Origin of the sequence: Streptomyces iconiensis (assembly GCF_028657195.3) — a bacterium.
In the GTDB taxonomy this organism is placed as follows: domain Bacteria; phylum Actinomycetota; class Actinomycetes; order Streptomycetales; family Streptomycetaceae; genus Streptomyces; species Streptomyces iconiensis.
This window is the reverse complement of record NZ_JANCPR020000066.1, coordinates 11,784-38,204: the sequence shown is the minus strand read 5'-3', so window position 1 is coordinate 38,204 and position 26,421 is coordinate 11,784. Positions and strand designations below refer to the sequence as shown.

19 protein-coding genes are annotated in these 26,421 nt (G+C 71.4%); 10 read left to right on the top strand and 9 right to left on the bottom strand.

Annotated elements, in window-relative coordinates; all coding sequences use genetic code 11:
• The first annotated feature begins 61 nt into the window (after positions 1-61).
• Complete coding sequence (locus NMN56_RS38875) at positions 62-634, top strand: hypothetical protein (protein WP_274047331.1); 573 nt, start codon at positions 62-64, stop codon at positions 632-634.
• Between the two features lie 74 nt (positions 635-708).
• Here the strand turns inward: NMN56_RS38875 and NMN56_RS38870 are convergent, their stop codons facing one another.
• Positions 709-2,388, bottom strand: a complete 1,680-nt coding sequence (locus NMN56_RS38870; protein WP_347178822.1) for an LCP family protein — start codon at positions 2,386-2,388, stop codon at positions 709-711.
• 202 nt (positions 2,389-2,590) lie between these two features.
• Here NMN56_RS38870 and NMN56_RS38865 point away from each other — a divergent pair, with 202 nt between their 5' ends.
• Complete coding sequence (locus NMN56_RS38865) at positions 2,591-3,676, top strand: glycosyltransferase family 2 protein (protein WP_430542827.1); 1,086 nt, start codon at positions 2,591-2,593, stop codon at positions 3,674-3,676.
• Here the strand turns inward: NMN56_RS38865 and NMN56_RS38860 are convergent.
• The 4 genes from NMN56_RS38860 to NMN56_RS38845 all read right to left on the bottom strand — a co-directional run bounded on the left by NMN56_RS38860 (position 3,654) and on the right by NMN56_RS38845 (position 9,560).
• The gene (locus NMN56_RS38860) at positions 3,654-5,408 is read right to left on the bottom strand and encodes an LCP family protein (protein ID WP_274047330.1); all 1,755 of its coding nucleotides are present in this window, start codon (positions 5,406-5,408) and stop codon (positions 3,654-3,656) included. The genes NMN56_RS38865 and NMN56_RS38860 overlap by 23 nt on opposite strands.
• Before the next feature lie 70 nt (positions 5,409-5,478).
• Positions 5,479-7,221, bottom strand: coding sequence for an LCP family protein (locus NMN56_RS38855; RefSeq protein WP_274047329.1), 1,743 nt, complete (start codon positions 7,219-7,221; stop codon positions 5,479-5,481).
• 125 nt (positions 7,222-7,346) lie between these two features.
• A complete protein-coding gene (locus tag NMN56_RS38850; protein WP_274047328.1) occupies positions 7,347-8,660 on the bottom strand; it encodes an LCP family protein in 1,314 nt (437 codons plus the stop codon).
• 144 nt (positions 8,661-8,804) lie between these two features.
• A complete protein-coding gene (locus NMN56_RS38845; protein WP_274047326.1) occupies positions 8,805-9,560 on the bottom strand; it encodes a TIGR03089 family protein in 756 nt (251 codons plus the stop codon).
• 149 nt (positions 9,561-9,709) lie between these two features.
• Here NMN56_RS38845 and NMN56_RS38840 point away from each other — a divergent pair, with 149 nt between their 5' ends.
• The 3 genes from NMN56_RS38840 (at position 9,710) to NMN56_RS38830 (ending at position 13,831) form a co-directional block, all read left to right on the top strand.
• A complete protein-coding gene (locus tag NMN56_RS38840) occupies positions 9,710-11,518 on the top strand; it encodes an N-acetylmuramoyl-L-alanine amidase (RefSeq protein WP_274047324.1) in 1,809 nt (602 codons plus the stop codon).
• 149 nt (positions 11,519-11,667) lie between these two features.
• Positions 11,668-12,750 (top strand): mannose-1-phosphate guanylyltransferase, encoded by a 1,083-nt coding sequence (gene manB, locus NMN56_RS38835; RefSeq protein WP_274047322.1) that lies wholly within the window; start codon positions 11,668-11,670, stop codon positions 12,748-12,750.
• Between the two features lie 178 nt (positions 12,751-12,928).
• On the top strand, positions 12,929-13,831 hold the full coding sequence (locus tag NMN56_RS38830) for a DNA-3-methyladenine glycosylase family protein (protein ID WP_274047321.1): 903 nt from the start codon (positions 12,929-12,931) through the stop codon (positions 13,829-13,831).
• Positions 13,832-13,910: 79 nt separating this feature from the next.
• On the opposite strand, the gene NMN56_RS38825 is transcribed toward NMN56_RS38830, so the two are convergent.
• Genes NMN56_RS38825 through NMN56_RS38815 form a run of 3 tightly spaced genes read right to left on the bottom strand, consistent with a single transcriptional unit; the run spans position 13,911 to position 16,933 of the window.
• Positions 13,911-15,509, bottom strand: coding sequence for a coenzyme F420-0:L-glutamate ligase (locus NMN56_RS38825; RefSeq protein WP_274047320.1), 1,599 nt, complete (start codon positions 15,507-15,509; stop codon positions 13,911-13,913).
• Positions 15,416-16,408 carry a 2-phospho-L-lactate transferase gene (gene cofD, locus NMN56_RS38820; RefSeq protein WP_274047319.1) on the bottom strand — a complete coding sequence of 331 codons (993 nt, stop codon included), beginning with the start codon at positions 16,406-16,408 and terminating at the stop codon, positions 15,416-15,418. Before cofD ends, NMN56_RS38825 begins: the two co-directional genes overlap by 94 nt.
• A 33-nt stretch (positions 16,409-16,441) precedes the next feature.
• On the bottom strand, positions 16,442-16,933 hold the full coding sequence (locus NMN56_RS38815) for a cysteine dioxygenase (RefSeq protein WP_274047317.1): 492 nt from the start codon (positions 16,931-16,933) through the stop codon (positions 16,442-16,444).
• A gap of 646 nt (positions 16,934-17,579) precedes the next feature.
• On the opposite strand from NMN56_RS38815, the gene NMN56_RS38810 reads away from it, so the two are divergent.
• From NMN56_RS38810 to NMN56_RS38800, 3 genes are all read left to right on the top strand, one after another.
• Complete coding sequence (locus tag NMN56_RS38810; RefSeq protein ID WP_004952403.1) at positions 17,580-17,843, top strand: WhiB family transcriptional regulator; 264 nt, start codon at positions 17,580-17,582, stop codon at positions 17,841-17,843.
• Between the two features lie 237 nt (positions 17,844-18,080).
• On the top strand, positions 18,081-21,896 hold the full coding sequence (locus NMN56_RS38805) for a glycosyltransferase family 2 protein (RefSeq protein WP_274047315.1): 3,816 nt from the start codon (positions 18,081-18,083) through the stop codon (positions 21,894-21,896).
• Positions 21,893-23,491 (top strand): DUF5719 family protein, encoded by a 1,599-nt coding sequence (locus tag NMN56_RS38800; protein WP_274047314.1) that lies wholly within the window; start codon positions 21,893-21,895, stop codon positions 23,489-23,491. The genes NMN56_RS38805 and NMN56_RS38800 overlap by 4 nt, the downstream gene beginning before the upstream one ends.
• A 253-nt stretch (positions 23,492-23,744) precedes the next feature.
• Here the strand turns inward: NMN56_RS38800 and NMN56_RS38795 are convergent, their stop codons facing one another.
• Positions 23,745-24,203 (bottom strand): metallopeptidase family protein, encoded by a 459-nt coding sequence (locus NMN56_RS38795; protein ID WP_274047313.1) that lies wholly within the window; start codon positions 24,201-24,203, stop codon positions 23,745-23,747.
• Positions 24,204-24,503: 300 nt separating this feature from the next.
• On the opposite strand from NMN56_RS38795, the gene NMN56_RS38790 reads away from it, so the two are divergent.
• Positions 24,504-24,905, top strand: a complete 402-nt coding sequence (locus NMN56_RS38790; protein WP_274047312.1) for a DUF3499 domain-containing protein — start codon at positions 24,504-24,506, stop codon at positions 24,903-24,905.
• An 88-nt stretch (positions 24,906-24,993) separates the two neighbouring features.
• Positions 24,994-26,355 (top strand): phosphomannomutase/phosphoglucomutase, encoded by a 1,362-nt coding sequence (locus NMN56_RS38785; protein WP_274047311.1) that lies wholly within the window; start codon positions 24,994-24,996, stop codon positions 26,353-26,355.
• Positions 26,356-26,421 lie beyond the last annotated feature (66 nt).

Below are 26,421 nucleotides of genomic sequence, written 5' to 3'. Positions count from 1 at the left end.
GCGAGCCTTGAACCGGTGACATCGCCCGGCCCAGGTCCGTACGTCCACCAAGGGGGGACCCATGGCGAACGAACTCAAGTACGGCGATCAGATCCATCTGCAGAACGGCTACAACGGCTGGCAAGGTGGCTACCTCGACACCATCGGCCACAGCACCGAAAGCGGTGCCAAGTACAACGTGGCGACCGCCGACACTCCCACCCGCGGCAAGGGCACCGGCACGTGGGAGATCCTCTCCGCGACGGGCAAGGCCGCAGGACAGCCCGTCACGAGCGGTGACCTCGTCCACCTGCGCAACCTCTACGGCGGCGACGGCGGATACCTGGACACCAACAACCACGCCAGGGCCGAGCAGAAGAGCGCCGGAGCGAAGTACGACGTGTCCACCTCCCAGGCCAAGGACCGCGCAGCGGGTACCGGCCGCTGGCGGATCTTCGCCCGGACGTCCGCGCCCGCCGACCAGAACGTCCGGGTGGGCGACGTGGTCCTCCTGTGGAACATCTACGGCGACAACGGCGGCTTCCTGGAGACCAATCACCACAGCCCCGTCCAGGGCGCCAAGCTCGACCTGTGCACCAACGCCTACTTCAACCGCAGCTCCGATGTGGCCGATTGGAAGATCCACAAGGCGTGAGCCACGGCGTGAGTCCGCTCAGTGACCGGGCCCGGCCGCCACTGGCGGCCGGGCCCACCTGCTGAGCGGGAGCGTCAGCCGCAGCCGACCTTGTCGCCCCGGATCGGGGCGCCCTCCTGGGTGTTGGCCAGGGACGTGGCGCGTACGGGGCGTACGCGCTGGGAGGTGTCGGCGACGGTGACCTTCATGCGGGGGCCGTGGCCCTCGGACTTGGTGAGGGTCGCCCCCGGCAGTGCGGTCGCCAGGGCGCGGGCCGAGCGGTCCCAGCCCGGGTCGTAGGTGATGGTGGTGCCCTCGGAGGAGCCGGAAGGCGCGTTGCCCGGGGTGCGGGTGGTCGCGAAGCCCGTGTCGCGGAGTTCGCGGTCGATACGGCGGCCGAGGCCGCGCTCGCCCGTGGCGTTCTCCACCTCGACGCGGATGTCACGCGGAGGGACCTCGACGCGCGCCGTGACGCCGGGGCGCGGCTTGCGTACGGCGAGCGGGCGGTCCTCCCTGACGGCCGTGAACAGCTGGTCGGCCTTCTTCCTGTCCCACTTGACGGTCGAGCCGAGCCCCGGCACCGGGTGGTCGTGGTCGGCGAGCGGTACGGAGGCGAACTCCGAGGACGCGGGGCTGAATCCGCGCATCGCCTGGCCGAGCGCCAGCATCTGGTCGCTGCCGAACCCCCGGTCGGCGCGGACCGATTCGAGCAGGGTGCCGGCGACCCTGTTGAAGCGGACGGGGTTCATCAGCACGCCGCTGTCCGTCGCGCGCGAGATCACCGAGGCGAGGAAGCGCTGTTGGCGCTTCATCCGGTCCAGGTCGGAGCCGCCGTCGAGGTGCCGGGCGCGTACGTACTGGAGGGCCTGGCCGCCGTTGAGCCGCGTGGTCCCCTTCGGGAGATCGAGACCGGAATGGCTGTCCTTGAGGGGTTTCGTGGTGCAGACCGGAACCCCGCCGAGGACGTCGACCGTGCTCATGAAGCTGGTGAAGTCGACCTCCAGGTAGTGGTCGATGTGCACATTGGTCATGCCCTCGACCGCACGGACGGTGAGCGAGGGCCCGCCTGTCGTATAGGCGGAGTTGAGCTTTCCGCCCTGTGCCGGGAGCCGTTTGCCCGTGGACCTGTCCCTGTGCGCGGGGAGGCGGGTGTAGGAGTCGCGCGGCAGGCTCACGACGCTGGCCCGGCCGCGGTCGGCCGACAGGTGGACGAGCAGCAGGGTGTCCGTGCAGTCGCAGGCGGTGCCACCGAGGTGGTACTTCTCCTTCTGCGAGGCGGAGATCGTGTCGCGTCTGTCGGTGCCGACGACGAGGATGTTGGAGCCGTTGCTGCCCTCGGGCCTGTCGGTGAGGCCATGGAAGGGGTCGACCCTGCGTACGTCCGCGTTCAGGCCCGTGACCATGGCGTGCCCGATGCCGGCCGCTGTCAGCAGCAGCACGGACAGCCCGGTGGCGATCCGTACCCCCCAGCGCGGGCGGCGCCCCTTACGCGCGGGACCACCGCGGCCCGTACCGCCGGGTCCCGTACCGCCCGGCCCCGTGCCCCCGGGCCCGTTGCCGCTGTTGCCGCCGTATCCCGCACCGCTGCCATATCCCGCACCGCCGTACCCGGCGCCCCCGCCACCCCGGCCGCCGTTGCCCCTGCCGCCGGGGCCCGTACCGCCGTTTCCCGGTCTGCCGCCGGCCGGGGGACGGGGCCGTGCGGTGCGGGTGCCGGGGGTGGAGGGCCGGGGCCAGGCTGTGGGGGGACGGGGGGACTGTGCGCGGTCGGGCAAAGGGAGATCACCTTCTTCGCGGGCGGGACCCGCCGGACAGTACTCCCGGTGACGCCCCGCTGACTTACGGTCTCCGCACCGTAGGCCAGTACGATCTGCGCATCGCGGACACACGCCGCCCCGGCCGCCGCCGGGCACCCGGGCGGGGTGCGGGCGGTGCGGGAGGTTCCCCCGTTCGCGGTACCGTGAGGCCGTGAATCGCGTGACTCAAAGCTCCTCGAAGCCCTCCGGGGCCTCCGGAAATACCGCCCCCGACGCGCTCCCCGCCGTCTCCGTGATCATGCCGGTCCTCAACGAGGAACGGCATCTGCGCACCTCGGTCCAGCACATCCTGGAGCAGGAGTACGCGGGCGAGATGGAGGTGGTGATCGCGCTCGGCCCCTCGGCGGACCGTACGGACGAGATCGCGGCCGAACTCGTGGCCGAGAACGCGAACCGTTCCTGGGGGCGCGTGCAGACGGTGCCCAATCCGACCGGCCGCACGCCGGCGGGGCTGAACGCCGCGATCAAGGCGTCCCGGCACCCCGTCGTGGTCCGCGTCGACGGCCACGGCATGCTCTCGCCCAACTACATCGCCACGGCCGTACGGCTCCTGGAGGAGACCGGCGCCGCGAACGTCGGCGGCACCATGCACGCCGAGGGCGAGAACGCCTGGGAGCACGCGGTCGCAGCCGCCATGACGTCGAAGATCGGTGTGGGCAACGCCGCGTTCCACACGGGAGGCGAGGCGGGCGAGGCCGAGACCGTGTACCTGGGTGTCTTCCGGCGCGAGGTGCTGGAGCAACAGGGCGGCTACAACGAGGAGTTCATCCGCGCCCAGGACTGGGAGCTGAACTTCCGCATCCGCGAGGCGGGCGGGCTCATCTGGTTCTCGCCCGAGCTGCGGGTCTCCTACCGTCCCCGGCCGAGCGTGCGCGAACTGGCCAAGCAGTACCGGAACTACGGCCGTTGGCGCCATGTGGTCGCGCGTTACCACGCGGGCTCCATCAACCTGCGCTACCTCGCGCCGCCGGTGGCCGTGTGCGCCATCGCCGCCGGTGTCGTGGTGGGTGTCGCGGTCACCCCGTGGGCCCTGGTCGTGCCGGGCGGCTATCTGGCGGCCATCGTGGCGGGCTCGCTGCCGGCGGGCAAGGGCCTGGGGCTCTCGGCGCGCGCACAGATCCCTGTCGCGCTCGCCACCATGCACATGTCGTGGGGGTGGGGCTTCCTGACCAGCCCCAAGAAGCTGGCCAGGAAGGTGATCGCGAGCCGTCGCGCACCCGTCCTCACCACACGTAGTTCGGGTTGACCTCCATACACGCCTTCTTGTCGTTCCCGTTCAGCGCGTCCGCGCTGTCCGGTGCCTTGTGGTCGTCGGGGTCGTCCTGCGAGCCCTTGGCGCCGCCGCCCTTCTCGCCCTTCGGGTAGGCGGCGCCCTCACGCCAGTCGGCGCCGACCACCAGCGTGACCTCCTGCGCGGCCGAGGAGTGCTTGACCAGCCGCTCGGGGATGCCCAGCGTTCTGGCGACGGCCAGCGCGTCCCCGCGCTCGCTCTCGCGCGGGTAGCTGATGGTCGTGTCCGCCTGCGACTTGGGCGTCTGGTCGGACACAGCCCGGCTGAAGCCCTTGCGCGTCAGGGTGCCCGCGATGACGCTCGCGCGTCCCGTGACGGGGCGCTGGAGCGAGGTGCCGGTGCCGTTCATGACGCGTACGGGGAGAGTGGCCTTGGGCTGTGAAGGTGCCGTGGGCTGGGCCTTCTTGCTCGCCTCGGCCTTCTTCTTGTCCTTGCCGTCGAGCGCGACATCGTTGCGTACGAGCGAGAAGATCTTGTCGGCGTCGTCCTGCTTGGGCAGCACATAGCCGTTGGGCCCGTACTCCCACGGCATGGTGGCCATGGTGATGCGCTTGGTGGGGACGCGCTTGAGGTCGTTGCCCAGGTCGTAGAGCTTCTTGACCGAGCCGATGTGCTCGTCGACCGTGAGCGCCTTGGTCGCCGCCTCGGCCAGGTCGCGCAGCTTGCCCGGATCGGTGAGCTTCGTACCGGACTTGAGCTGGCGGACCATCGCGTTCATGTACATGTGCTGCGCCTTGGCGCGGCCTATGTCGGTGCCGTCGCCGAAGCCATGCCGGGTACGCAGCCACTGGAGGGCCTGCTCGCCCTTGACGACGGAGTCGCCCTTCTTGAGCTTCAGTTGCGACTTGGGGTCGTGAACGTTGTTGTTCACACAGACCGGGACGCCGCCGACGGCGTCGGCCATGGAGACCACGCCCTCGAAGTCGATCATCATGAAGTGGTCGACCGGGATGCCTGTCATCTCCTCCCAGGTGGCGACCGTGCAGCCAGGACCGCCGTGCTGGAGGCTGGTGTTGATGCGGTCGGTGGTCTTGGGGTAGACCTTGCCGTCCTCGCCGTCCGTGCACTTGGGGATCGTCGCCTTGGTGTCACGGGGTACGGAGACGACCGACATGTTGCTGCGGTCGGCCGAGACATGGAGCAGCATCTGCACATCGGCGAGCGGCGGCCTGTCGCGGTCGGCGCGGGAGCCGCCCAGCTTGATGTTGGCCTTGGACGCGCGCGAATCGGAGCCCAGCAGCAGGATGTTGAGGGGCGTCTGGCCCGCCGCGTTGGGGTCGGTCCTGTCGAGCTTGCTGTCCCCGAGGTTCAGCGGGTCCTTGTCGAGGTTGTTGTTCAGATGCCGGTAGTAGAGGTAGCCCCCACCAGCGGCGGCGAGTATCAGCAGCGCCAGGACGATGACGAACCAGCGGAGCACGCGTCTTTTGCGTTTCGGGCGGCGTCCGTCGTCCACCGTGCTGTCATCCACCGTGCTGTCATACCTGTCGTCGTGGCCGCCGTTGTCACCCGCTGCATGCGCGTGCCGGCGGCGGCCGGCCTGGCCTTCTGGTCCGCCAGGTCCTGGCGTCTCGGCGTCCGTGCGACGCGTGGGCGGGTCCTCCGCGTAGAGGCTCTCGTCCCATCCCCGGTCTGCGGCCGTGGGCGCGCTCTTGCGCGCCCCCCTGCCGCGGATGCTGTGCTGCCGCACGGGACCTCCCCGTCGTGATCAGGTTGTGCTTCCCCCGGGGGTCTGGCGGGACGTGCCGGAGGGGTAGTTATCACTTCGCACACATGTTTTTGTCGTCCGCGTTGACCTTCTTGACGCCTGCCGGAGCCTTGTCGGGTGAGGTGATGGGCTCTCCGGCGCCGGAGTAGTCCCGGCCGAGGGTCAGCTTCATGCCGCCGTCCGAAGCGGGGCTCTCCGCGACCCTCTTGAGCGCCGAGGCGGGCAGACCCATCATGTCGGCGACGCGGGCCGCCTGTCCTTCCTGGTCGGGCGCGTACTCCAGCTTGGTCTTCTTCACCTGGGGCGCGTTGTCGCCGACGGACGCCTTGCCCGCGCCCTCGCCGAGCAGCCAGCCCGCGGTCTCGCGGGCCGCGCCCGCGGGGCCGCCGCCGTTCCACACCTGCACCTCGACCTCGGACGCCGGTGCCTTCTTGGCCTGGGAAGCGGCCTTGCGCTTCTGGTTCTTCTTCACCTGGGTCATCGACTTGTCGTCCCTGACCATCTTGAACAGCGGCTCCGCCTTGGCCTTGTCGAGTACGACGGTCGCCGGGTCGTCCGGGTTGTCGAGGACGGGCACGGTGGTGAAGGTGATGTTCTTGGTGTTGACCCGCTTGAGGTCGTTGGCCAGGGACATCAGCTTCTTGACGCTGCCGATGCCGGTGTCGACCGTCAGCGCCTTGGTCGCCACATCGCTCAGGTCGAACAGCTTGGACGGGTTGGTGAGCGTGTCACCCGACTTCATCTTGCGGATCATCGCGCTGAGGAACTGCTGTTGCAGCCCGATCCTGCTCAGGTCGCTGCCGAAGCCGACCGAGTGCCGGGTACGAACGAACGCGAGGGCCTGCTCGCCCTGCACGACGTGCTTGCCCGCCTTGAGCTTCAGATGGGACTTGGGGTCGTTTATGTCCTTGCCGGCGCAGACCTCGACGCCGCCGACCGCCGTTGACAGCTCCTTGACGGCGTTGAAGTCGGCCATCATGAAGTGGTTGATCTTCACTCCGGTCAGCTTCTCGACCGTGCGCCAGGTGCACCCCGGGTCCCGTTCCGACTGCCCCAGGCTGGTGTTGAACCGTGCCTGTGCCTGGCCGGGGATGCTCTTGGTGGAGCCGTCCTTCTGCTTGGTGGGGCAGTTGGGGATGCTGGTGATCATGTCGCGCGGGATGGAGAGCGCGGTGGCGTTGGAGCGGTCCTTGGAGACATGGAAGAGGAACGTCGTATCCGCGTGCCCCACGCTGCCGTTGTCGCCGTAGCCGGTGTTGCCCTTGCCCTCGCGTGCGTCGGTGCCGATCACGAGGATGTTCACGGGCCCGTCGCTGACGGCGTCGTTGTTCATGCCGACATCGACCTTGTTGATGTTGCCGTTGAGGCGCTGGTAGTAGGCGTAGCCGCCCACGCATCCCGCGATCAGCAGCAGTCCCAGTCCGCCGCAGCTCCAGCACAGAGCCTTCTTCTTGCCGGACATCCGCGACTTGGCTTTTCTGCGGCCGTGTCCGCCGCCTTTGCCCTCCGCGTGCCCGGACTTGGTGTTCCCGCGCGCCCGGCGCTGCGAGGGCAGCCGGGGTTCGCCACCCGGCCCCTGCCCGTCGTCGTCCGTGGCCGGCTCGGCGGGGGAGGGGCTCTCGTGCCGGGCCGAGGATCGTCTCTGGCGGGGCGCGGAGGGTCGCTGGGTGCCGTACTGACTCGGGGAGTCGTCGGCGGCGTTCAGTCGCAGCTCGTAGCTGCCGGTGTTCGGGTTGAACACCCACTGATCCGCGGGATCGATATCTCCCGCTTGCCCACGGCCTTGCGCGTCCACGATTGCGTAAGTCCTCCATTTAACCGGCTGCTGCTGCCGCTCCGGGACTGACCGGAGCGCTCACACTATCCGGCAGGTTCTGCGGGTAGCGACGTCGGTGACACATTCCACGAACCCAGAAACGGTCAATTCGCCTCATTCTCAGCCTCATTCGTGGAGCAGATGTCGTGCGCGGCTGTCGTTCCCCGGTATGCCTGACCTGGTTCGCGCTTCCCGTCTCCGCCGGTGTCTGTCTCTTCACCGTTCTCCTTCTTCTTCTCCCCTTCTCCGTCGCTCTTGCGATCCCCGGATTTCTCGTCTTTCTGCGCTCCGTCACGCTCTGCGGACTCCGCGTCAACAGCCTCTCGCTGCTCGCCGCGTACGCGTACCTGGCGGTCGTGGCGGAGCGCGGAGAAGAGCCGGTCGGCTTCGGGCTGGACCAGTTCATCGCGATTGATGTCCAGTTCGTACGACTGTCGGGGCACCGTAAGAAAACGCACGTGGTCTTCCGGGATATCCCGCACGCTCCGTGCGAGTTCGTACAGCTCAGTGAGGGAATCCAGCCCTGAATCGGCGGTGAGTGCCGAGGTCGCCGCGTCGAGGACCGGATAGACCTTCCCCGGATTCAGCAGCACACCGTCGCTGCGTACCTTCTTGACCAGAGATCCAAGAAACTGCTGTTGCCGGTCGATGCGTTCCGTATCGCTGCCGTTGCCGAGGCTGTGCCGTGCACGTACGTATCCGAGCGCGTCCTCGCCGTGCAGGGTCTGCCGTCCGGCGGGGAGGTCCAGCTTGGCGTCCTTGTCCCGTACCGACTCCGGCAGGCAGACATCCACGCCGCCCACCGCGTTCACCAGCTTCTTGAAGCCGCGGAAGTCGAGTACGAGGTGGTGGTCGATCCGCACGTGGGTCATCTTCTCGACCGTACGGATCGTGCAGGCCGTACCACCGTCCTGGAACGCCGAGTTGAACTGCGCGAACCGCTTGTCGCTGCGCGAGCCGTCCTTCAGGGTGCAGCGCGGTATGTCCACCATCAGGTCGCGCGGGATGGAGACCCCCGTCGCGCTGCGCCGGTCGCCGGCGATGTGCAGCAGGATCGCGGTGTCCGAGCGCTGACTGCCCTCGTCACGGCCGTACTTGCCGTTGCCGTCACCCCTGTTGTCCGAGCCGAGGACGAGGATGTTCTGCGCCTCAACGACGCCCTCGACGGGCGGCGGTCGTTCCTTCTCGTACTCCGCCAGTTCATGGGCCGTGTTGAAGTCGGTGCGGATGTTCCCGTCGAGCTTCTTGTAGAGGGACCAGCCCGTCGCCGCGGCTGCCAGGACGAGGACCGAGGCGGAGAGCGCGACCCAGCGCAACCAGCTCCGCCGACGGCGTGGCCGGCGTGGAAGAGCGGAGCTGGAGGAGGCCGCGGGATCAGCCGTGCCTGAGTCGTCGTCAGTGGTGCCCGGGTCGGTCACGGCTGCGTCATCCCTCACATATCGGCGGCGGCTGGGCGTACGAATGTGCGGGCGCGCGCCGGTCACGTAAGACAGACGTCCGAAACGCACGCATGGTTGTACGCATTGCCGATCATGAGGTCGGGCAGGGGTGCGGGGCCACCGTCAATCGGCGGTGTGGGTGATGCGTTCACTTTCCTTGCGCTTGTCGAGGGACGCGGCATCCAGCGCGCCCAGCCGCGGGGCCAGCACCACGGAGGCTCCGGCCGCCAGGGGCGCCAGCAGCCCCGAGCTGACGCCCTCCCAGCCGTCGTACGGCAGCGCCGACAGCAGCCGCGAACCGGCGCTGAGCCCGAGCGACTCCGCATCGGCGCGGGCGCGGGCCACGGCCTCGGCGCCCGTCAGCTCCACGCCGCCCGGCAGGGCCAGCGCCGGATCGTCCGGGCCGACCGGTGTGAACGGCGCGAACCTGTCGCCCTGGCCCGGCACCTCAACGGCGTAGTCGAGGAAACCCTCGGGCGGCTGCGGGAACCGGCCACCGAGCGGACGCAGCGCCAGCGCGACCCGCTCGCCCGGACAGGCGCGCGCCTCCTCCAGGGTGTCAGGGCCGCTCACCACCAGATCGGCACCGGCCGCCTCGCCGCCCACGTCCGCCACCACTCCGGCCGAGGAGCAGGCCAGCAGCCATACGGCGCTCTGCCAGTGCGCGGGCAGCAGCAGCGCGAGCCGGTCGCCGGGCTCGGCTGCCAGGTCTCCCTGGAGCAGATTCGCCGTCTTCGCCACCCAATTGGCGAAGGTGGCGACGGAGAGTTCGACGCGCTCGCCCGTCGCGTCGTCGTAGAAGGTCACCAGAGGGCGGGACGGATCGGCGGCCAGCGCCGTACGCAGCAGGTCGGCGGGGGTGTGCTCGGTGGCGTTCATTCGCGCAAGCGTACGCGCGGGCCGTGGCTGGCGGGGCGTCAGCGCGAGGCCGGGCGCTCGGGTCTGAGTGCCTGTGAGGGGGTCGAGGGGAGCGGTCCGGCTCTGTTCTGAATGGACAGAAATAGGGCGATATGCCCACGATCAATAACATGCGTGCGAATCTTGCAACCTCGATCGGTGTCGCCACCGCCGCCGCCCTGCTGCTTCCCCTCGCCCCCTTCGCCCCCCTCGCTGCCGCCACCGGCGACCAGGCCGCACCCCCCGACCCCGCCCGCACGGCCGGGGCGCCCGGAGCGGCCGGAGCGACGGGAGGAGCGGGCGAGGCGGAGGGAAGAGCGGGCGAGGCCCAGCCGTCCGGAGGCACCCAGTCCCTGAGCTTCACGGCCGGTGACTCCACGTCCAGGACCCAGGGCGGAGGTGCGGAGCCCGGCACCCGGGAGATCGGCGCCCGGACCGTACGCCCTTACGCGCTGCTCGGCGTCGTGTGGGAACGCGGCGACGAGGAACTCCACGGCACCGTCCGCGTCCGCACCCGCGACGCGAACACGGGGCGCTGGTCCGGCTGGCACGAGCTGGAGACCCACCCCGCCGACGCCGCCGGAGCCGAGGGCAAAGGTGCCGCCGACAGTGAAGTCCGGGGCGCCACAGCCCCGTTGTGGGTCGGCGATTCCGACGGTGTACAGGCCCAGATCGTGTCCGAACGCGCAGCCGGCCGCGCCCTTCGAGGTCACCAGCACACGAGCGCGGGCGCCGCGGCCCCAGGCCACCCCCGCACGGACCGGGCCGCCCTCGCGGCCAACCTCCCGGACGCCCTCCCCAAGGGGCTCAGCCTGGAACTGATCGACCCCGGCCCCGAGCCCCCCACCTCGCAGGCCCCCGCCTCGCAGCCCTCCACCTCGCAGAGCCCGGCGCCCAACGCCCCCACCTCGCAGAGCCCGGCGCCTAATGCCTCGGTCCCGCAGAGCCCGGCGCCCAACGCCTCGGCACCGCACGCCCCGGTTCCGCAGGCACCCGATACGGCTGGCCCCGATACGGCTGGCCCCGATACGGCCGGCCCCGGAACGGCTGGCTCCGAATCGGCCCGCCCCCAGGTGGCCCGTCCCGAAGCGGCCCGTCCCGACGCGGGCAACGCGCAGCGCCCGGCGCCGGGTCCTTCCGCGGGCGGGAGCGAGAGTGCCGTTCCCAAGGGGTCCTCGGGAGCCGGGTCGGACGCCGCCGGGACCGAGGGCGCCGGGGCCGAGGACGACGCCGACGCGGCCGAGCGGCTCGCCGCGTCGGAGGCCGCGCGCGGTGCGGCGCTCCCCGAGCTCACCCGGGAGGCGACGGCCGCCGAGTACGCCTCGTCCCGCCCCTTCATCGGCCCCCGCCCGCGCATCGTGACCCGTAAGGGCTGGGGCGCCAACGAACGTATCCGTGAGTCGGGTCACGCGTACACCAAGACCGTACGGGCCGCGTTCATCCACCACACGGCGATGAGCAACAAGTACCGCTGCGCCCAGGTCCCCTCGATCATCCGTGGCATCTACCGCTTCCACGTCCTGAGCAGCAAATGGCGGGACATCGGCTACAACTTCCTCGTCGACAAGTGCGGCACCGTCTACGAAGGCAGGTCCGGCGGTGTGGCCAAGCCGGTGATGGGAGCCCACACTTACGGTTTCAACAGCAACAGCACGGGCATCGCCGTACTCGGTTCGTTCAACAAGGCGTCCCCGTCCGCAGCAGCCGTCGACGCGATCTCCCGGCTCACCGCCTGGAAGCTTGGCCTCTTCGGCATCAACCCGGGCGGAAGGACCACGTTGGTCTCCGGGGGCGGCACCAAGCACAAGAAGGGGAAGAAAGTCAGTTTCCGCACGATCTCCGGACACAGGGACGGGTTCAACACCGCGTGCCCCGGCGCCCGCCTCTACGGCAAGCTCGGCGCCGCGCGCACCACCGCGGCAAAGTTGCAGGGCCGCTGAGCGAGCCGCACGGCTCTGACCAGCGCCGCGCTCCACCTGCCCGGACGTGTGCACGGGGCCGCCGAAGTGTCCAGGCGCGTCTGCATACACTGGCCGCCGCCCGCCCGACGGGCTGGCAGGCGGACCCCGGCAGGAAGCAGAGACAACACGTGACAGAAGCGATCCTTCTGGTCGGGGGCAAGGGCACCCGGCTGCGTCCGCTGACGGTGAACACACCCAAGCCCATGGTTCACGCCGCGGGCGTGCCCTTTCTCACGCACCAACTGGCACGCGCCCGCGCGGCAGGCGTCGACCATGTCGTGATGGCGACCTCCTATCTCGCCGAGGTCTTCGAGCCGTACTTCGGGGACGGCTCCCAACTCGGCCTGCACCTGGAGTACGTCACCGAGGAAGAGCCGCTCGGTACGGGCGGCGCCATCCGGAACGTCGCCTCCCGGCTGTACTCGCGCCCCGACGAGCCCGTGCTCGTCTTCAACGGCGACATACTCTCCGGGCTCGACATCCGCGCCCTGGTGGACCAGCACACGCAGGCGGGCGCCGATGTCTCCCTGCACCTCACCCGCGTGACCGACCCGCGCGCCTTCGGGCTCGTCCCCACGGACGGTGCGGGCAGGGTCACCGCGTTCCTGGAGAAGCCGCAGACCCCCGAGGAGATCGTCACCGACCAGATCAACGCGGGCGCCTACGTTTTCAACCGCTCCCTGATCGACACCATTCCGGCCGGCCGCCCGGTCTCGGTCGAACGGGAGACCTTCCCCGGCCTGCTCGCCGCGGGAGCGCATCTGCACGGAATGGTCGACTCCACGTACTGGCTGGACCTGGGCACCCCCCAGTCCTTCGTACGCGGCTCGGCCGACCTCGTCCTGGGCCGCGCACCCTCACCCGCCGTCCCCGGCCGGTGCGGCGAGCGGCTGATACTGGAGACCGCCGAGGTCGCGGGCGACGCCAAGCTCACGGGCGGCTCGGTCGCCGGCGCCCGCGCCGAAGTGGGCTCGGGCGCCCGCATCGACGGCAGCGCACTGCTGGAGGGCTCGGTCATCGCGCCCGGCGCCCGCATCCGCGACTCCCTCATCGGCGCCGGAGCCCGCATCGGCGCCGGAACGGTCCTGGACGGTGCCGTCATCGGGGACGGTGCCGTCATCGGCGAGGACAACGAGCTGCGCGGCGGCATCCGCGTCTGGTGCGACGCCCGCATCCCCGCGGGCGCCGTCCGCTTCTCCTCCGACAGCTGAACGGGCACCCACGCCGGAAACCAGCACACCCGGGGGCCGGTCTTCGGCCGGCCCCCGGGCCCGGAAGCACCACCCCGTCGCCGGACAGGCGACACCAGCGACACCGGCCCACCAGCGCACCGGTCCACCAGCAAACCCGGCCCCGGGACTGTCGGTCCCGGGGCCTACGCTTGCGCTCGTGCCACACACCCGCTCCTGGACCCCACCCGGCCCGTACGCGCTGCGCAGCAGCCTCGGCGTGCTGGGGCGCGGTCCCTACGATCCGACGTTCCGGGTCGAGGGCGGTTCGCTGTGGCGCGGCACCCGTACGCCGGCGGGTCCTGCCGCGCTGCATCTGACGGTGCGCGGCGGTGAGGTGTGCGCCGAGGCGTGGGGTCCCGGGGCCGCGTGGGTGCTGGACGGGTTGCCCGCGCTGCTCGGAGCCGAGGACGACCCCGCGGCGTTCGTGCCGCATCACGACCTCACCCGCGAGGCGCACCGCCGCTATCCCGGGCTGCGCCTCATCCGCACGGGCCGCGTGCTGGAGTCCCTGATTCCGTCGGTACTGGAGCAGAAGATCACCGCCGAAGAGGCGTACCGCGCCTGGCGGTTGCTGGTCCGCCGCTTCGGTGAGCGCGCCCCAGGTCCGCACCCCGACCTGTGGGTGATGCCCGACGCGCGCGGCTGGCTCCGTATCCCCTCCTGGGAGTGGCACCGCGCGGGCGTCGACCACAAGCGTTCCTCCGCGATCATCCGCGCGGCGCAGCGCGCGGGCCGCATGGAGGAGGCGGCGCACATGGGGCTGGAGGCCGCGCTGGCCCGGCTGCAGGCGATACCGGGCATCGGCCCCTGGACGGCGGCCGAGGTGCTCCAGCGCAGCAACGGCGACCCGGACGCGATCACGGTCGGGGACCTGCACCTGCCGCGCCAGGTCGGGCACGCGCTCACGGGGCGCAGGGACGCGGACGACGAGGAGATGCTGCGGCTGCTGGCCCCGTACGCGGGCCAGCGTCACCGCGCTTCCCGTTACGTCCTGCTCGCCGGCCCGCGCATGCCCCGCAGGGCTCCCCGTTTCCCGGTCGGCAACATCGCCCCGCTGTGAGGCGTGGGCCCCGCCGCGCCCCTCACCCGCTGACGATCCTCATGCGCTGATCACCTGCGGAAGATTCACCTGCGGAAGTTCACCTGCTGACGATGAAGTCCTCCGCCGACCGCGCGGGCCGGTGGCGCGGCGCGCTCGCCGGGTGGCCGACGGCGACGGCGCCCATGGGGTCCCAGTGCGCGGGCAGTTCGAGCACGTCCCGTACGACGTCACGGCAGAACATCGTCGAGGAGACCCAGGCCGAGCCCAGCCGCTCACCCGCGAGCGCGACGAGGAAGTTCTGGATGCCCGCGCCGTTGGCGACGACGAACATCTCGCGCTCCGCCGCCGAGCGGCGCTCGTCCGGATAGTCGTGCGACCCGTCCGTCACGAGACAGGGCACGGCCAGATACGGGGCGTTGCGCAGCACGTCACCGCGCCGCACCCGCTTGGCGACGCTCTCCTCGCTCTTGCCGTCCCGCCGCAGGTCCGCGATCCACGCGTCCCGCATCGCGTCGAGCAGCCGCACCCGCGACTCCTCGCTCTCCAGCAGCACGAACCGCCACGGCGTCGTGTGATGCGGCGCGGGCGCCGTCAGGGCGGCTGCGACAGCACGCCGTACGGCCTCTTCGTCAACGGGCTGGTCGGTGAACTCGCGTACGGTCCGCCGCAGCGTCACCGCCTCGCGCACGGCCTCCGAAGTGCCCAGCCGGAACATGTCGTTGGCGGCGTCCCGCACCAGCATCCGCGCCGAGTCAGCACGCGGACCGACACGGACGCCGGGGCCACGGGACCCGTCGGATCCACCGGACCCGTCGGGGCCGACCGGATCACCCGGGGCCTCGGCGCCCACGCCGCTGACGTAGCGCGCCAGGCCGCGCATCACGGCGACGGGCAGCCCGCTGGCCTTGCCCTTCACCAGTTCGCCCGCACCGGCCAGTTCGTCACCGACGGCGGTGACCGTCACACCGAGCGGGTTGCCGTGCGTATCGACGCTGCCCCGCAGGTCCTCCAGGACCCGTACGCCGGCGGCGCCGATGGCCACATCGGTCTGCCCCTCGCGCCACGGCCGCCCGAAGGTGTCGGTGACCACGACGCCGACGGTGACCCCGAGCGTCTCCCTGATGCCCTCCCGTACGCGCCGCGCGGCGGCGTCCGGGTCCTCGGGCAGCAACAGCACGGTTCCCTTGGGGGTGTTGGAGGCGTCGACCCCGGCAGCCGCCATCACGAAGCCGTGCCGCGACTCCACGATCCGCGCGGGCCCGCGCCGCGCGACCACGCGTACGGTCTCCGCATCGATGGCCGCCTCGCGGTCGTCCGCCTCGACGATCCTGCCCTCGGCCTTGCTCACGATCTTCGACGTCACGATGAGCACATCGCCGTCCACGAGCCCGCGCCCCCGCCCGCCCGAGGGCGAGTCCACATCCGCGCCGCCCGTGGCGACGGCGTCGGCGATGAGCTTCACCAGGTCGTCGCCCGGCCGCACTTCGGGGATACCGGCCAGCGCCCACACCTCGTAGGAGGTGGCCCCGGCTGTGTTCCCGGCGTTCCCGCCGTTCCCGGCGTTCCCGCCGTTCCCGGCGTTCCCGGCGTTCTCGGGTGCGGTCACGCCCGTACCTCCTCGGCCAGCTCCAGCGCCTGCCGTGCCATCAGCGCCGTCGCCTCCGTGTCCTTCATCATCAGCGGTACGGCGCGGCATCTGATGCCCGCCTCCTCGACGGCCTGTACGGAGCCGGCGTCGACCGTGTCGACCAGCCATCCGTCCAACAGCCCCGAACCGTAGTGCTGCGCGACCGCCGCAGCGGTCGTCTCGACGCCCACGGCGGACAGCACCTTGTCGGCCATGCCGCGCACGGGCGCGTTCCCGACGATCGGCGACAGCCCGACGACGGGTACGTCGGCGTCGGCGATGCCCTCCCGGATGCCGGGCACGGCCAGAATCGTGCCGACGCTCACCACGGGGTTGGACGGCGGGAAGAGCACGACATCGGCGTCCGCGATGGCCTCCAGCACGCCGGGCCCCGGCTTGGCGACGTCGGCGCCGACGGGCACCACGGCGTGCGCCGGGACGGAGGCACGCAGCCGTACCCAGTACTCCTGGAAGTGCACGGCCCTGCGACCGCTCTCGGCGTCATCCCCCGAGGAGCCGTCCAGGTCCGCCGTGTCGATCAGCACATGTGTCTCGACCCGGTCGTCCGTCATGGGCAGCAGCCGCACCCCGGGGTTCCACCGCGCGCACAGCGCCTCGGTGACCGCGCTGAGCGGGTATCCGGCGCCGAGCATCTGAGTACGGACGATATGGGTGGCGAAGTCCTTGTCGCCGAGCCCGAACCACTCGGGTCCGACGCCGTAGGCGGCCAGCTCCTCCTTCACGGCGAAGGTCTCCCCGGCCCGCCCCCAGCCCTGGTCCTCATGGATGCCACCGCCGAGCGTGTACATCACGGTGTCGAGGTCGGGGCAGACCTTCAGCCCGAACAGATGGATGTCGTCGCCGGTGTTCCCGATGACGGTGATGTCCGCTTCCGGCGCCGCCGACTTGAGCCCGCGGAGGAAGCGGGCACCGCCGATGCCCCCGGCCAGAACCACAATGCGCTGCATGGGCACAGTCTCGCAGCCGGGAGCCCGGCCCCGTCACCTGGCCAGGGCATCGCGCGCCTCCGCGCGGCCCACGGAGCAGTGCATCGGCATCTCGGTCAGCCCGGGGAAGTAGACGTGCACACTCACGGCCGGTTCCAGACCGTCGTTGACCACTTCGTGCACATAGCCGGGCGCGAACACCCGTACGTCCCCGGAGGTGAGCCCGCGTGCCGACCGCCCGTGCTCGGTCAACTCGCCCTCAAGGACGCCGAAGACGCCGGAGGAAGCCCCGTGGTCGTGCCGCCCGCTGCCCTGCCCCGGCAGCCAGCTGAGCAGCCACACCTCGTATCCGGGCCCTGTGCGCAGCCGGTGGTACCAGCGCGAGACCGGGTCGTAGCGCACGAGCGGCGCCCAGGAGGCGCGGTCGGCGGAGAGGGTGCGGACGAGCCCGGCGTAGCCCGCCACGGTCGAGGGGTGCGCGGGGGTCGCGGGAAGGAGGTGCGGGATCGCGGTCAGGTCGCCCGCGATCTCGTTGTCGCTGTTCACGTGCGGATACGCCCTTGTACTGGAGAGGAACGCCGCGCGTGCGCGGCCCGGCTGTCGGAGGAGGAGCGCTCAACAACAGCGACAGCGACAGGACTCCATGACATCCGAGGCGGCGGGGGAGCACCGGCCCCCGTCGGACCGCGCGGAGAGGTCTCCGCCGGCCGTTCGGAACTCAGAGGTCGCTGGCATGCGGCCAAGCAGAGCGGGCCGCACGCCCCGATGTCAACCGGATGTCCCGTTCGGGCGCGATGTTCACCGCTTCTGGTTGCCCCGTGCGACGAAAGGTTTGTGCGGGTTCTCCGGGGAGAGGTGGCGCACCAGTCGTGCCGACGAACGCCGTTGCGCTTCTGTGATCCGAATGTGATCAGGGCCATCCGGGGGGTACGCCGGAACGTGGCCGCAGGTCACCGCGTTCTCCGGGAAGGAGACGGGCAATTCGCCCAGCCTCCCGGCGCGAGTGTCATAGTTCGTGGTGATTTGAACACTTACTGCGAAGGCTTGGTTCCGCCGAGTGAATAACGGGCTCAATAGCAGATCTCGGCTTGACTGGCCCGGATCGGCACACTTGTAATTTCACTCGTGTCGTTCAAGCCGGTTCGATAACGACAGCATCACGGGGACGCAAAGACGGACGAGGGGCGCGCACATGACCGAGCTGTTCCAACAACTGCTGGTCGAAGAGGCGGACGAAGAGCTCGGCTGGCAGGAGCGCGCCTTGTGCGCGCAGACCGACCCCGAGTCGTTCTTCCCCGAGAAGGGCGGATCGACCCGAGAGGCGAAGAAGGTCTGCCTCGCCTGCGAAGTCCGCTCCGAATGCCTTGAATACGCACTCGCGAATGACGAGCGTTTCGGCATTTGGGGCGGACTGTCCGAACGTGAACGTCGCCGCCTGAAGAAGGCCGCTGTCTGACCCAGCTGTATGAGGTGACCGGCACCCGTCGAGCGGGCATCGCCGGGACCGGCGGAGGCAGTTGCACGGAGGCGCCGGACGGGCTGGGGCGAGCCGTTAGTGTGGGGCCGTCCGAGACGCACCACCCCTTTTACGAGGCGCGTGCGTCCACCGCATCCGATCGCGTCTTCCGGGGGCTTGCAGCCTTACGCGGCACCGCCGCGAGGCCCCCGCACCCCGGGGAGGGCCCCTACCTCGATGTCCGTGCACAGCCATCCGGCGGCCCATTACGAGGCGGCCACAGCAGGGTTGGCCCCCACCCCATCGGTGACGGCTCCCACCACTTCACCCGAGTTCCCACGGCACGTCGTCACCGCCGTTCTCGTGGCACACGACGGCGCCCGCTGGCTGCCTGACGCGCTGTCAGGACTGCTCGGCCAGGAACGCCCCGTGCAGAACGTCATCGCCGCCGACACCGGCAGCGCCGACGACTCGGCCGGACTGCTCACCGAGGCACTCGGCGCCGACCACGTGCTGCACATGGCACGCCGCACCGGATTCGGCACCGCCGTCGAGGAGGCGGCGCGCACCGCGCCCGTCCTCACACCCGACGACCTCCCGTATCTCAAGCGCCCCAGCGGCTGGGACCCCGTCACCCGCACCTGGCGCGACGACGCCTACGACATGCCTGAGCTGCCGCACGGCGAACCCGTGCAGTGGCTGTGGCTCCTGCACGACGACTGCGCCCCCGAGGCGGACGCGCTCGCCCAGCTGCTCCGCGTCGTCGACGCCGACCCCTCGGTCAGCATCACGGGCCCCAAGCTGCGCAGTTGGTACGACCGCAGGCAGCTCCTGGAGGCGGGCGTCTCCGTCGCCCACAGCGGGCGGCGGTGGACCGGGGTCGAGCGGCGCGAGCAGGACCAGGGCCAGCACGACCAGGTGCGGCCCGTGCTCTCCGTCTCCTCCGCCGGAATGCTCATCAGGCGCGATGTCTTCGAACAGCTCGGCGGTTTCGACCGCAGGCTGCCGCTGATGCGGGACGACCTCGATCTGTGCTGGCGCGCACACGCGGCGGGTCACCGCGTCCTCGTCGCGCCCGACGCCGTCATGCGCCACGCGGAGGCGGCCTCGCGTGAGCGCCGCCCCGTCGACTGCGTCGGACGTGCCAGCAAGGGCGCGAGCCCGCACCGCGTCGACAAGGCCGGCGCCGTCTACACGCTGCTGGCCAACGCACCGGCCGCGCTGCTCCCCTGGGTCCTCGTACGGCTCGTCCTCGGGACGCTGCTGCGTACCCTCGCGTATCTCGTCGGCAAGGTGCCGGGACAGGCGCTCGACGAGATCGCGGGACTCTTCGGCACCCTCCTGCGCGGCGGACGCGTACTCGGAGCCCGTGGCAAGCGCGGGAAACCGGCCGTCACGCACAAGGAACTGCGCCCCCTCTTCCCACCGCCGGGCGCGACACTGCGCGCGACGGCCGAGCAGGTCGCCAGCAACTTCGGCGGACGCTCCGAACCCGAACTCATCTCCGGAGGGCGGCACGGCGCCGTCGAGTCGGGGCCGGGGGACGAGGACGCCGACTTCCTGGAGGTCGAGCAGTTCGCGCGGCTCAAGAGGCTCGCGCAGAAGCCGGGGCCCGTACTCTTCGCCGTTCTCCTCCTCGTGTCCGTCGTCGCCTGCCGCGCGCTGCTCGGCGGCGGGTCGCTGGCCGGAGGCGCCCTGCTCCCCGCGCCCGACGGGGTCTCCGAACTGTGGTCGCGCTACATGGACGGCTGGCATCCCGTCGGCACGGGCGGCACCCAGTCGGCGCCGCCCTACCTGGCGATGCTCGCCACCGTCGCGACCCTCCTGTTCGGCAGTACGGGCCTCGCGCTCACCCTGCTCCTGGTGTGCTCCGTCCCGCTGGCCGGGCTCACCGCGTACTTCGCCTCGCGGCCCCTCGTCGAGTCACGGCTCGTGCGGGCCTGGGGCAGCGTTGCCTACGCCTTCCTTCCGGCGGCGACCGGTGCCCTCGCCGGAGGCCGGATCGGTACCGCCGTGCTCGCCGTGCTGCTGCCGCTGCTCGCCCGCGCCGCAGCCTCGGCCGGCGGGCTGCGCGGCAAGCCGGGCTGGCGCTCCGCGTGGGCCTACGCGCTGCTGCTGACCTTCACCACCGCCTTCACCCCCGTGGTCTGGCCGATCGCGCTGCTGCTCACGGTGGTCCTGGTCGCCGTACGCAGGGGAGAGGGCAGCTCGCTCGCCGGAAGCGCGCTGCGCGGCCTCGCCGTGCTGGCGACCCCGCTGGCGCTGCTCGCGCCCTGGTCGCTGTCGCTGCTCACCGATCCGGAGCGCTTCCTGTCCGAGGCCGGGCTCCCCTTCGGGAACGGCACCGCCTCGCCGGTGGACCTGCTCACCCTGTCGCCCGGCGGGCCCGGTACCACGAACGGGCTCTTCCTCGTCGGCCTGGTGCTCGCCGGGCTCGCCGCACTGCTGCGCGCCGAGCGGCAGTTGGCGATCCGTTCCGCCTGGGCAGCCGCGCTCGCCGGACTCCTGTTCGCGGGGCTCTCCAACGGCTCGGCGTGGGCGGGCCCCGCCACCCTCGTCTACGGTCTCGGGCTGCTCAGCGCCGCCGCCGTCGGTGCGGACGGTGCCAGGGAGCGCGTCGCGTCGCAGAGCTTCGGCTGGAAGCAGCCCGTCGCGGTCCTCGTGGCGGCTGCGGCCGTCGCGGCGCCGCTGTTCGCGGCCGTCGGCTGGATGGCCGGTGGTGCCGACGGCCCGCTCTCGCGCCGCGACCCCGTACAGGTTCCCGCCTTCGTCGCGGAGGAGAGCCGCACCTCCGACCAGGCCCGCACGCTGGTGCTCGACGGCGGGGAGGCTTCCTCGCACATCTCGTACACCCTGGTGCGCGGTTCGGGCGCCCGGCTGGGCGATGCCGATCTGGCCTCGTCGGACGCGGGCGACAGGCGGCTCGACGGTGTCGTCTCCAACCTCGTGGCGGGCTCGGGCGCCGACCAGACAAGCCAGTTGGGCGGCTATGCCGTCCGCTACGTCCTCCTGCGCGACGGCGCCTCCCGCGAGATGAGCAGGGTGCTCGACGCGACTCCTGGCCTGACCCGGCTCAGCCAGGAGGACGGCAGCGCGCTGTGGCGGGTGGACCAGCAGGTCTCCCGGGTCTCGATCGTGCCGGGCGACGCGGAGACCGGCGCAGCCGGTGCCGTGACCGCCCCACGCGCCGTCGCGGCAGGCCCCGTCGAAGCGCATACCAAGCTGCCCTCCGGCCCCTCGGGGCGCGTCCTGCGCGTCGCGGACACGGCGGACAGCGGGTGGCGGGCCACGCTCAACGGCAACCGGCTGAAGCCGGTCACGGTCGACGGCTGGGCGCAGGGGTTCGAACTCCCCACCGAGGGCGGCACGCTCGACCTCACGTACGAGACCCCGCTCACGCACACCGCGTGGACATGGGCGCAGGGCTTCCTGATGCTGGTCGTTCTCGTCCTCGCGCTGCCAGGGCGCAGCCGCGACGTGGACGACGATCTTCCGGAGGCACCGCTCGTCGAGGAACAGCCCGCCACGGGCGACGGCCGCCGCGCGCGCAGGCTGCGCGCACAGGCGGCGGCCGAGGAGTCACCCGGCGACGACGCACCCCACGAGGACGGCGCCCAGCCCTTCGGTGACGCGCCGCCCCCGCCTCCGCAGGCCCCGCCCGCTGTCCCCGAACAGGCGCCCTACGACCAGGGATACGCCGACCCCTACGGCCAGCAGCCGTACGTCCCGCAGCAGACCCCGTACGACCAGACCCCGTACCAGCAGCAGTACGACCAGCAGCAGTACGAACAGCCCTACGACCAGCAGCAGTACGAACAGCCCTACGACCAGCCGTACCAGCAGCCCTACCAGCAGTCCTACGACCAGCAGCAGCCGCAGCCCACGTACGAGGAGTGGCAGGCCCAGCAGGCAGCGGCCCAGCAGGCAGCCGCGCAGCAGTACGCGGCCCAGCAGGCGGCCGACCCGTACGGATACCAGCAGGGCGGCTACGACGGCCACAACGGCGGTTACGACCCGCAGTACGGCAACGGCAACGGGAGCGAGCAGCAGTGAATCGCACCATCCTCAGCTTCGCCGGCACCGTCGTGGCGCTCGCCGCCGTGACCGGGGTCGCCGCCGTCGCCGCACCCGGCGACGCGCCCAAGGAAGGTGACAGCGCGTCAGCGGCCTCGCACAAGCCCGTCGAACGCTCCTCACTGGTGTGCCCCCAGCCGAACGAGTCGGATGTCGCGGAGACCACCTACACCGCGTTCACCCCCAAGGGAGCCGACGGCAAGAAGGGCAGCGCCGAGCTGCACGCGGCCGAACTCGCCGACACGGACGGCCCGGACGTGCCCGGCGAGAGCGACAAGGGCAAGGGCGGCAAGGGCGACAAGAAGGACAAGAAGGGTGAGGGCAAGGGGAAGAAGGAGAAGGGGGCACGGGCGGAGGACGAGAAACCGACCGTTCCGCTGAGCGCTCCCGGTACCCCCGTCACCTCCACCATGGACAGCGCCGGAGCACCCGCGCTGGTCGGCACGGCCGACGGCCCCTTCGCGCCCGGCTGGACCGTTCAGCAGACCACCACCGTCAGTGTGGGAGCGGGGCGCGGTCTCCAGGGCTCGGCCTGCTCGGCCCCCGACACGTCCTTCTGGTTCCCCGGCGTCAGCACGGCGGCCGACCGCCAGGACTACGTCCACCTCACCAACCCGGACAGCTCCAGCGCCGTCGTCGACCTGGAGCTGTACGGCAAGAACGGCAAGGAGAAGGCGGGCGCGGGCTCGGGCGAGGGCATCACCGTGCCGCCCCGCTCCACCGTGCCCGTCCTCCTGTCGACCCTCACCGCGAAGCCGGTGACCAACGTGACCCTCCACGTCACGGCACGCTCCGGCCGGGTCGGCGCTCAAGTGCAGGCGCAGGACACCAAGTTGGGCGGCGACTGGCTGGCCCCGGCAGCCGAGGCACGCCCGCGCGCCGTGCTGCCCGGTGTCCCCGGTGACGCCACCTCCGTACGGCTGGTCGTCTTCGCTCCCGGCGACGAGGACGCCGACCTCAAGGTGCGCCTGGCCGGCGCGAGCAACATGATCAGCCCGGCCGGATACGAGACGCTGCACGTCAAGGGCGGCATGACGACAGCCGTCGACCTGAAGGACCTCACCAAGGGCGAGCCCGGCTCCCTGGTGCTCTCGCCCGCCGAGGACGGCCCCGACGCCACCCCCGTGATGGCGGCGCTGCGCGTGACGCGCGGCAAGGGCTCCGACCAGGAGACGGCCTTCATCCCGTCCACGGCACCCGTGGAGAGGCGGGCGACGGCGGCCGACAACCGCGACGGCGGCTCCACCCTGGCGCTGACGGCGCCGGACGCCGCGGCCAAGGTCCGGGTGACCGCCTCGGCGGGGAGCGGCGGCGGCAAGCCCAAGAGCACCACGGTCACGGTCAAGGCCCACACCACCAAGTCCTTCTCCCCGCCGAGCCCCGAGGGCGGCAAGGGCGCGTACGCGGTGACCGTCGAACGCCTGTCGGGCGGCCCGGTGCACGCCTCCCGGATGCTGGCCCGCAAGCAGGACGGGGTCCCGGCCTTCACCATCCAGGCACTGCCCGACGACCGCAGCACGGTCGCCGTCCCCCGCTCCGAGCAGGACCTGTCCGTGGTGAACGACGGCAAGTGACCGCGAGGCGGCGGGCCAGCCGGGCCGCCGCCTCGCGGGCCGGCCCCGTGCGGTCCCGGTTCGTGCGGTCCCGGTTCGGGCTCAGCGGTCGCGTGCGGGCCGCTCGTACCCGGCCTCGCGGCCACGCGCGGCCGGCACAGGCCGCACCGCGCGCATGCGGTCGGCCTCCGCCCCGCCGTCGGCCCAGGTCGTACCGCCGTCGATCCCGGCCGTACCGTCGGTCCTGCCCCTGCCGTCGATCCCGCCCGTACCGTCAGTCCTGGCCGTAACGCGGGTCGACCGACTCCGGTGCGAGGCCCAGCAGTTCGGCCACCTGCTCGACCACGACCTCGTGCACGAGCAGCGCCCGTTCGTCCCTGGTCCGGGTGCGGATCTCCACGGGGCGCCGGAAGACGATCACGCGGTCGGGGCGTTTGCCGTCGCCCTCGGCGATCCGGCCCAGCGGTACCGCCAGGTCGCCCTCCATGTCCTCGTGCAGCTCACCGTTGTCGGTGCGCGGTACCTCCTGCACGGCGAAGTCGACGCTCGCGAGCTGCGGCCAGCGCCGTTCCAGACGGCTCACCGAGTCGCGTACGAGATCGTCGAAGGCGTCCGCGCGACTGACGGCGAGCGGCACTTGGGGCGGCGCCACCGGTCCGCGCATGCCGCGGCCGTGGCGGTCTCGGCTGCGCGGGCGCGAATCCGGCCTGCGCGGCGGTACGGGGCTGTTCATCACGTCCGAGCGTAGCCCTCCGAGGGCCCGCGCGGGGTGTGGCGGGCACGCCGTCGCATGTCGGCGAAGGGCGCCTCACCGGCCTTCTCCTGATGTCCCGTGACCGGGTTTCCGGCGCCTCCGTACGCTCCGCGCCGCGCGCCGCACGGACGCCGCTTCCAGCGGGGGCGAGCCGCCGTTCCGGCCGCCGCACGCGCCTTTCAGCAGATCAGGCGTTTCCGGCGAAGCGGGACGACACGGCAGGGTGACCTGAGGGAGAGTCGTCGCAGCCCGCTCAAGAGTGCGGTACGGTCCATCGTCGTGAGCCCTGTACGTCGCTGTTCGCGCACCGCTTGCGGTCGTCCCGCCGTCGCGACGCTGACGTACGTCTACGCGGACTCGACCGCCGTTCTCGGCCCCCTCGCCACCTACGCCGAACCGCACTGTTACGACCTGTGCTCCGAGCACTCCGAGCGGTTGACGGCACCACGCGGCTGGGAGGTCGTCAGGCTCGCCATCGACGCGGCGTCGGCCCGGCCCAGCAGCGACGACCTCGAAGCCCTCGCCAACGCCGTACGTGAAGCAGCCCGTACGCCGCCCCGCCAGGAGCCGCCCTCGGCCCGCCCCTCCGACGCGCTCGGCGGTCCCGAAGGACGCGACGCCGATCCCATGGAGGTCGCCCGGCGTGGCCATCTGAGGGTCCTGCGCTCGCCGGAACCGTAGACGGCCCCGCCGCCGTCGGAGCGCACCGGGCGTTCCGGGTAGATTTGGGGGCCGTTGACGAGTGACAACCCCCATGAGAGGGCTGGCCGTGGCTGACCTGTCGGAGATCGTGAAGGCGTACGACGTGCGCGGTGTGGTGCCTGACCAGTTGGACGAGGCACTCGCGGAACTGTTCGGTGCCGCCTTCGTGCGCGTGACCGATGCGGCGGCCGTCGTCGTCGGGCACGACATGCGCCCCTCGTCCCCCGGTCTGGCAAGGGCGTTCGGGCTCGGCGCCAGCAGGCAGGGCGCCGATGTGACGGAGATCGGGCTGTGCTCGACCGACCAGCTCTACTACGCGAGCGGGGAACTCGACCTGCCCGGCGCGATGTTCACAGCCAGCCACAACCCCGCGCGTTACAACGGCATCAAGATGTGCCGCGCCGGCGCCGCACCCGTCGGCCAGGACACGGGGCTCGCCGAGATCCGCGCCCTGGTGGAGGAGTGGTCGGAGGCGGGCGCCGTCCCCGGTACGGACAAGCCTCAAGGCACCCTCGTCCAGCGGGACATGCTGGAGGGCTACGCCGCGTATCTGCGCAACCTCGTCGGCCTCTCGGACATCCGCCGCCTCAAGGTCGTGGTGGACGCGGGCAACGGCATGGGCGGCCACACCGTCCCCACCGTGTTCGACGGACTTCCGCTCGAACTCGACGCCATGTACTTCGAGCTGGACGGCACCTTCCCCCACCACGAGGCCAATCCGCTCGACCCGAAGAACATCGTCGACCTCCAGCGCCGCGTGCGCGAGACCGGCGCCGACATCGGGCTGGCCTTCGACGGTGACGCCGACCGCTGCTTCGTCGTCGACGAGAACGGCGACCCCGTGGCCCCCTCCGCGATCACCGCGCTCGTCGCGGCCCGCGAGCTGGCCAAGGACCCAGGGGCCACGGTGATCCACAACCTGATCACCTCCTGGTCCGTGCCCGAGGTGGTCAAGGAGAACGGCGGCACGCCCGTACGTACCCGCGTCGGCCACTCGTTCATCAAGCAGGAGATGGCCAGGACCGGCGCGATCTTCGGCGGCGAGCACTCGGCGCACTACTACTTCCGCGACTTCTGGAACGCCGACACCGGCATGCTCGCCGCGCTGCACGTCCTCGCCGCGCTCGGCGGACAGGACGGCACCCTCTCGCAGCTCGTCGCGCAGTACGACCGTTACGCCGCCTCCGGCGAGATCAACAGCACCGTCGACGACCAGACCGCGCGCGCCGCGGCCGTCAAGGCCGCCTTCGCCGACCGCGACGACACCACGCTGGACGAGCTGGACGGCCTCACCGTCACCGCGCAGGACTGGTGGTTCAACCTCCGCGCCTCCAACACCGAGCCGCTGCTCCGGCTGAACGTCGAGGCCAGGGACGCCGCCACGGTGGAGCGCGTACGCGACGAGGTGCTCGGGATCGTACGGGCCTGACCCCGCCACCGGCCGCCTGACCTCGTACGGAACCGTGGGGGACGGTACGGGACCCCGTACCGGTTC

Bases quoted from the DNA above. Each gene is read 5' to 3' on its own strand.
- NMN56_RS38875 (WP_274047331.1), top strand. From the start codon at position 62: ATGGCGAACGAACTCAAGTACGGCGATCAGATCCATCTGCAGAACGGC.
- NMN56_RS38845 (WP_274047326.1), bottom strand. From the start codon at position 9,560: ATGAACGCCACCGAGCACACCCCCGCCGACCTGCTGCGTACGGCGCTG.
- NMN56_RS38840 (WP_274047324.1), top strand. From the start codon at position 9,710: ATGCGTGCGAATCTTGCAACCTCGATCGGTGTCGCCACCGCCGCCGCC.
- NMN56_RS38825 (WP_274047320.1), bottom strand. From the start codon at position 15,509: ATGCCGCGCCGTACCGCTGATGATGAAGGACACGGAGGCGACGGCGCT.
- cofD (WP_274047319.1), bottom strand. From the start codon at position 16,408: ATGCAGCGCATTGTGGTTCTGGCCGGGGGCATCGGCGGTGCCCGCTTC.
- NMN56_RS38810 (WP_004952403.1), top strand. From the start codon at position 17,580: ATGACCGAGCTGTTCCAACAACTGCTGGTCGAAGAGGCGGACGAAGAG.
- NMN56_RS38805 (WP_274047315.1), top strand. From the start codon at position 18,081: ATGTCCGTGCACAGCCATCCGGCGGCCCATTACGAGGCGGCCACAGCA.
- NMN56_RS38795 (WP_274047313.1), bottom strand. From the start codon at position 24,203: ATGAACAGCCCCGTACCGCCGCGCAGGCCGGATTCGCGCCCGCGCAGC.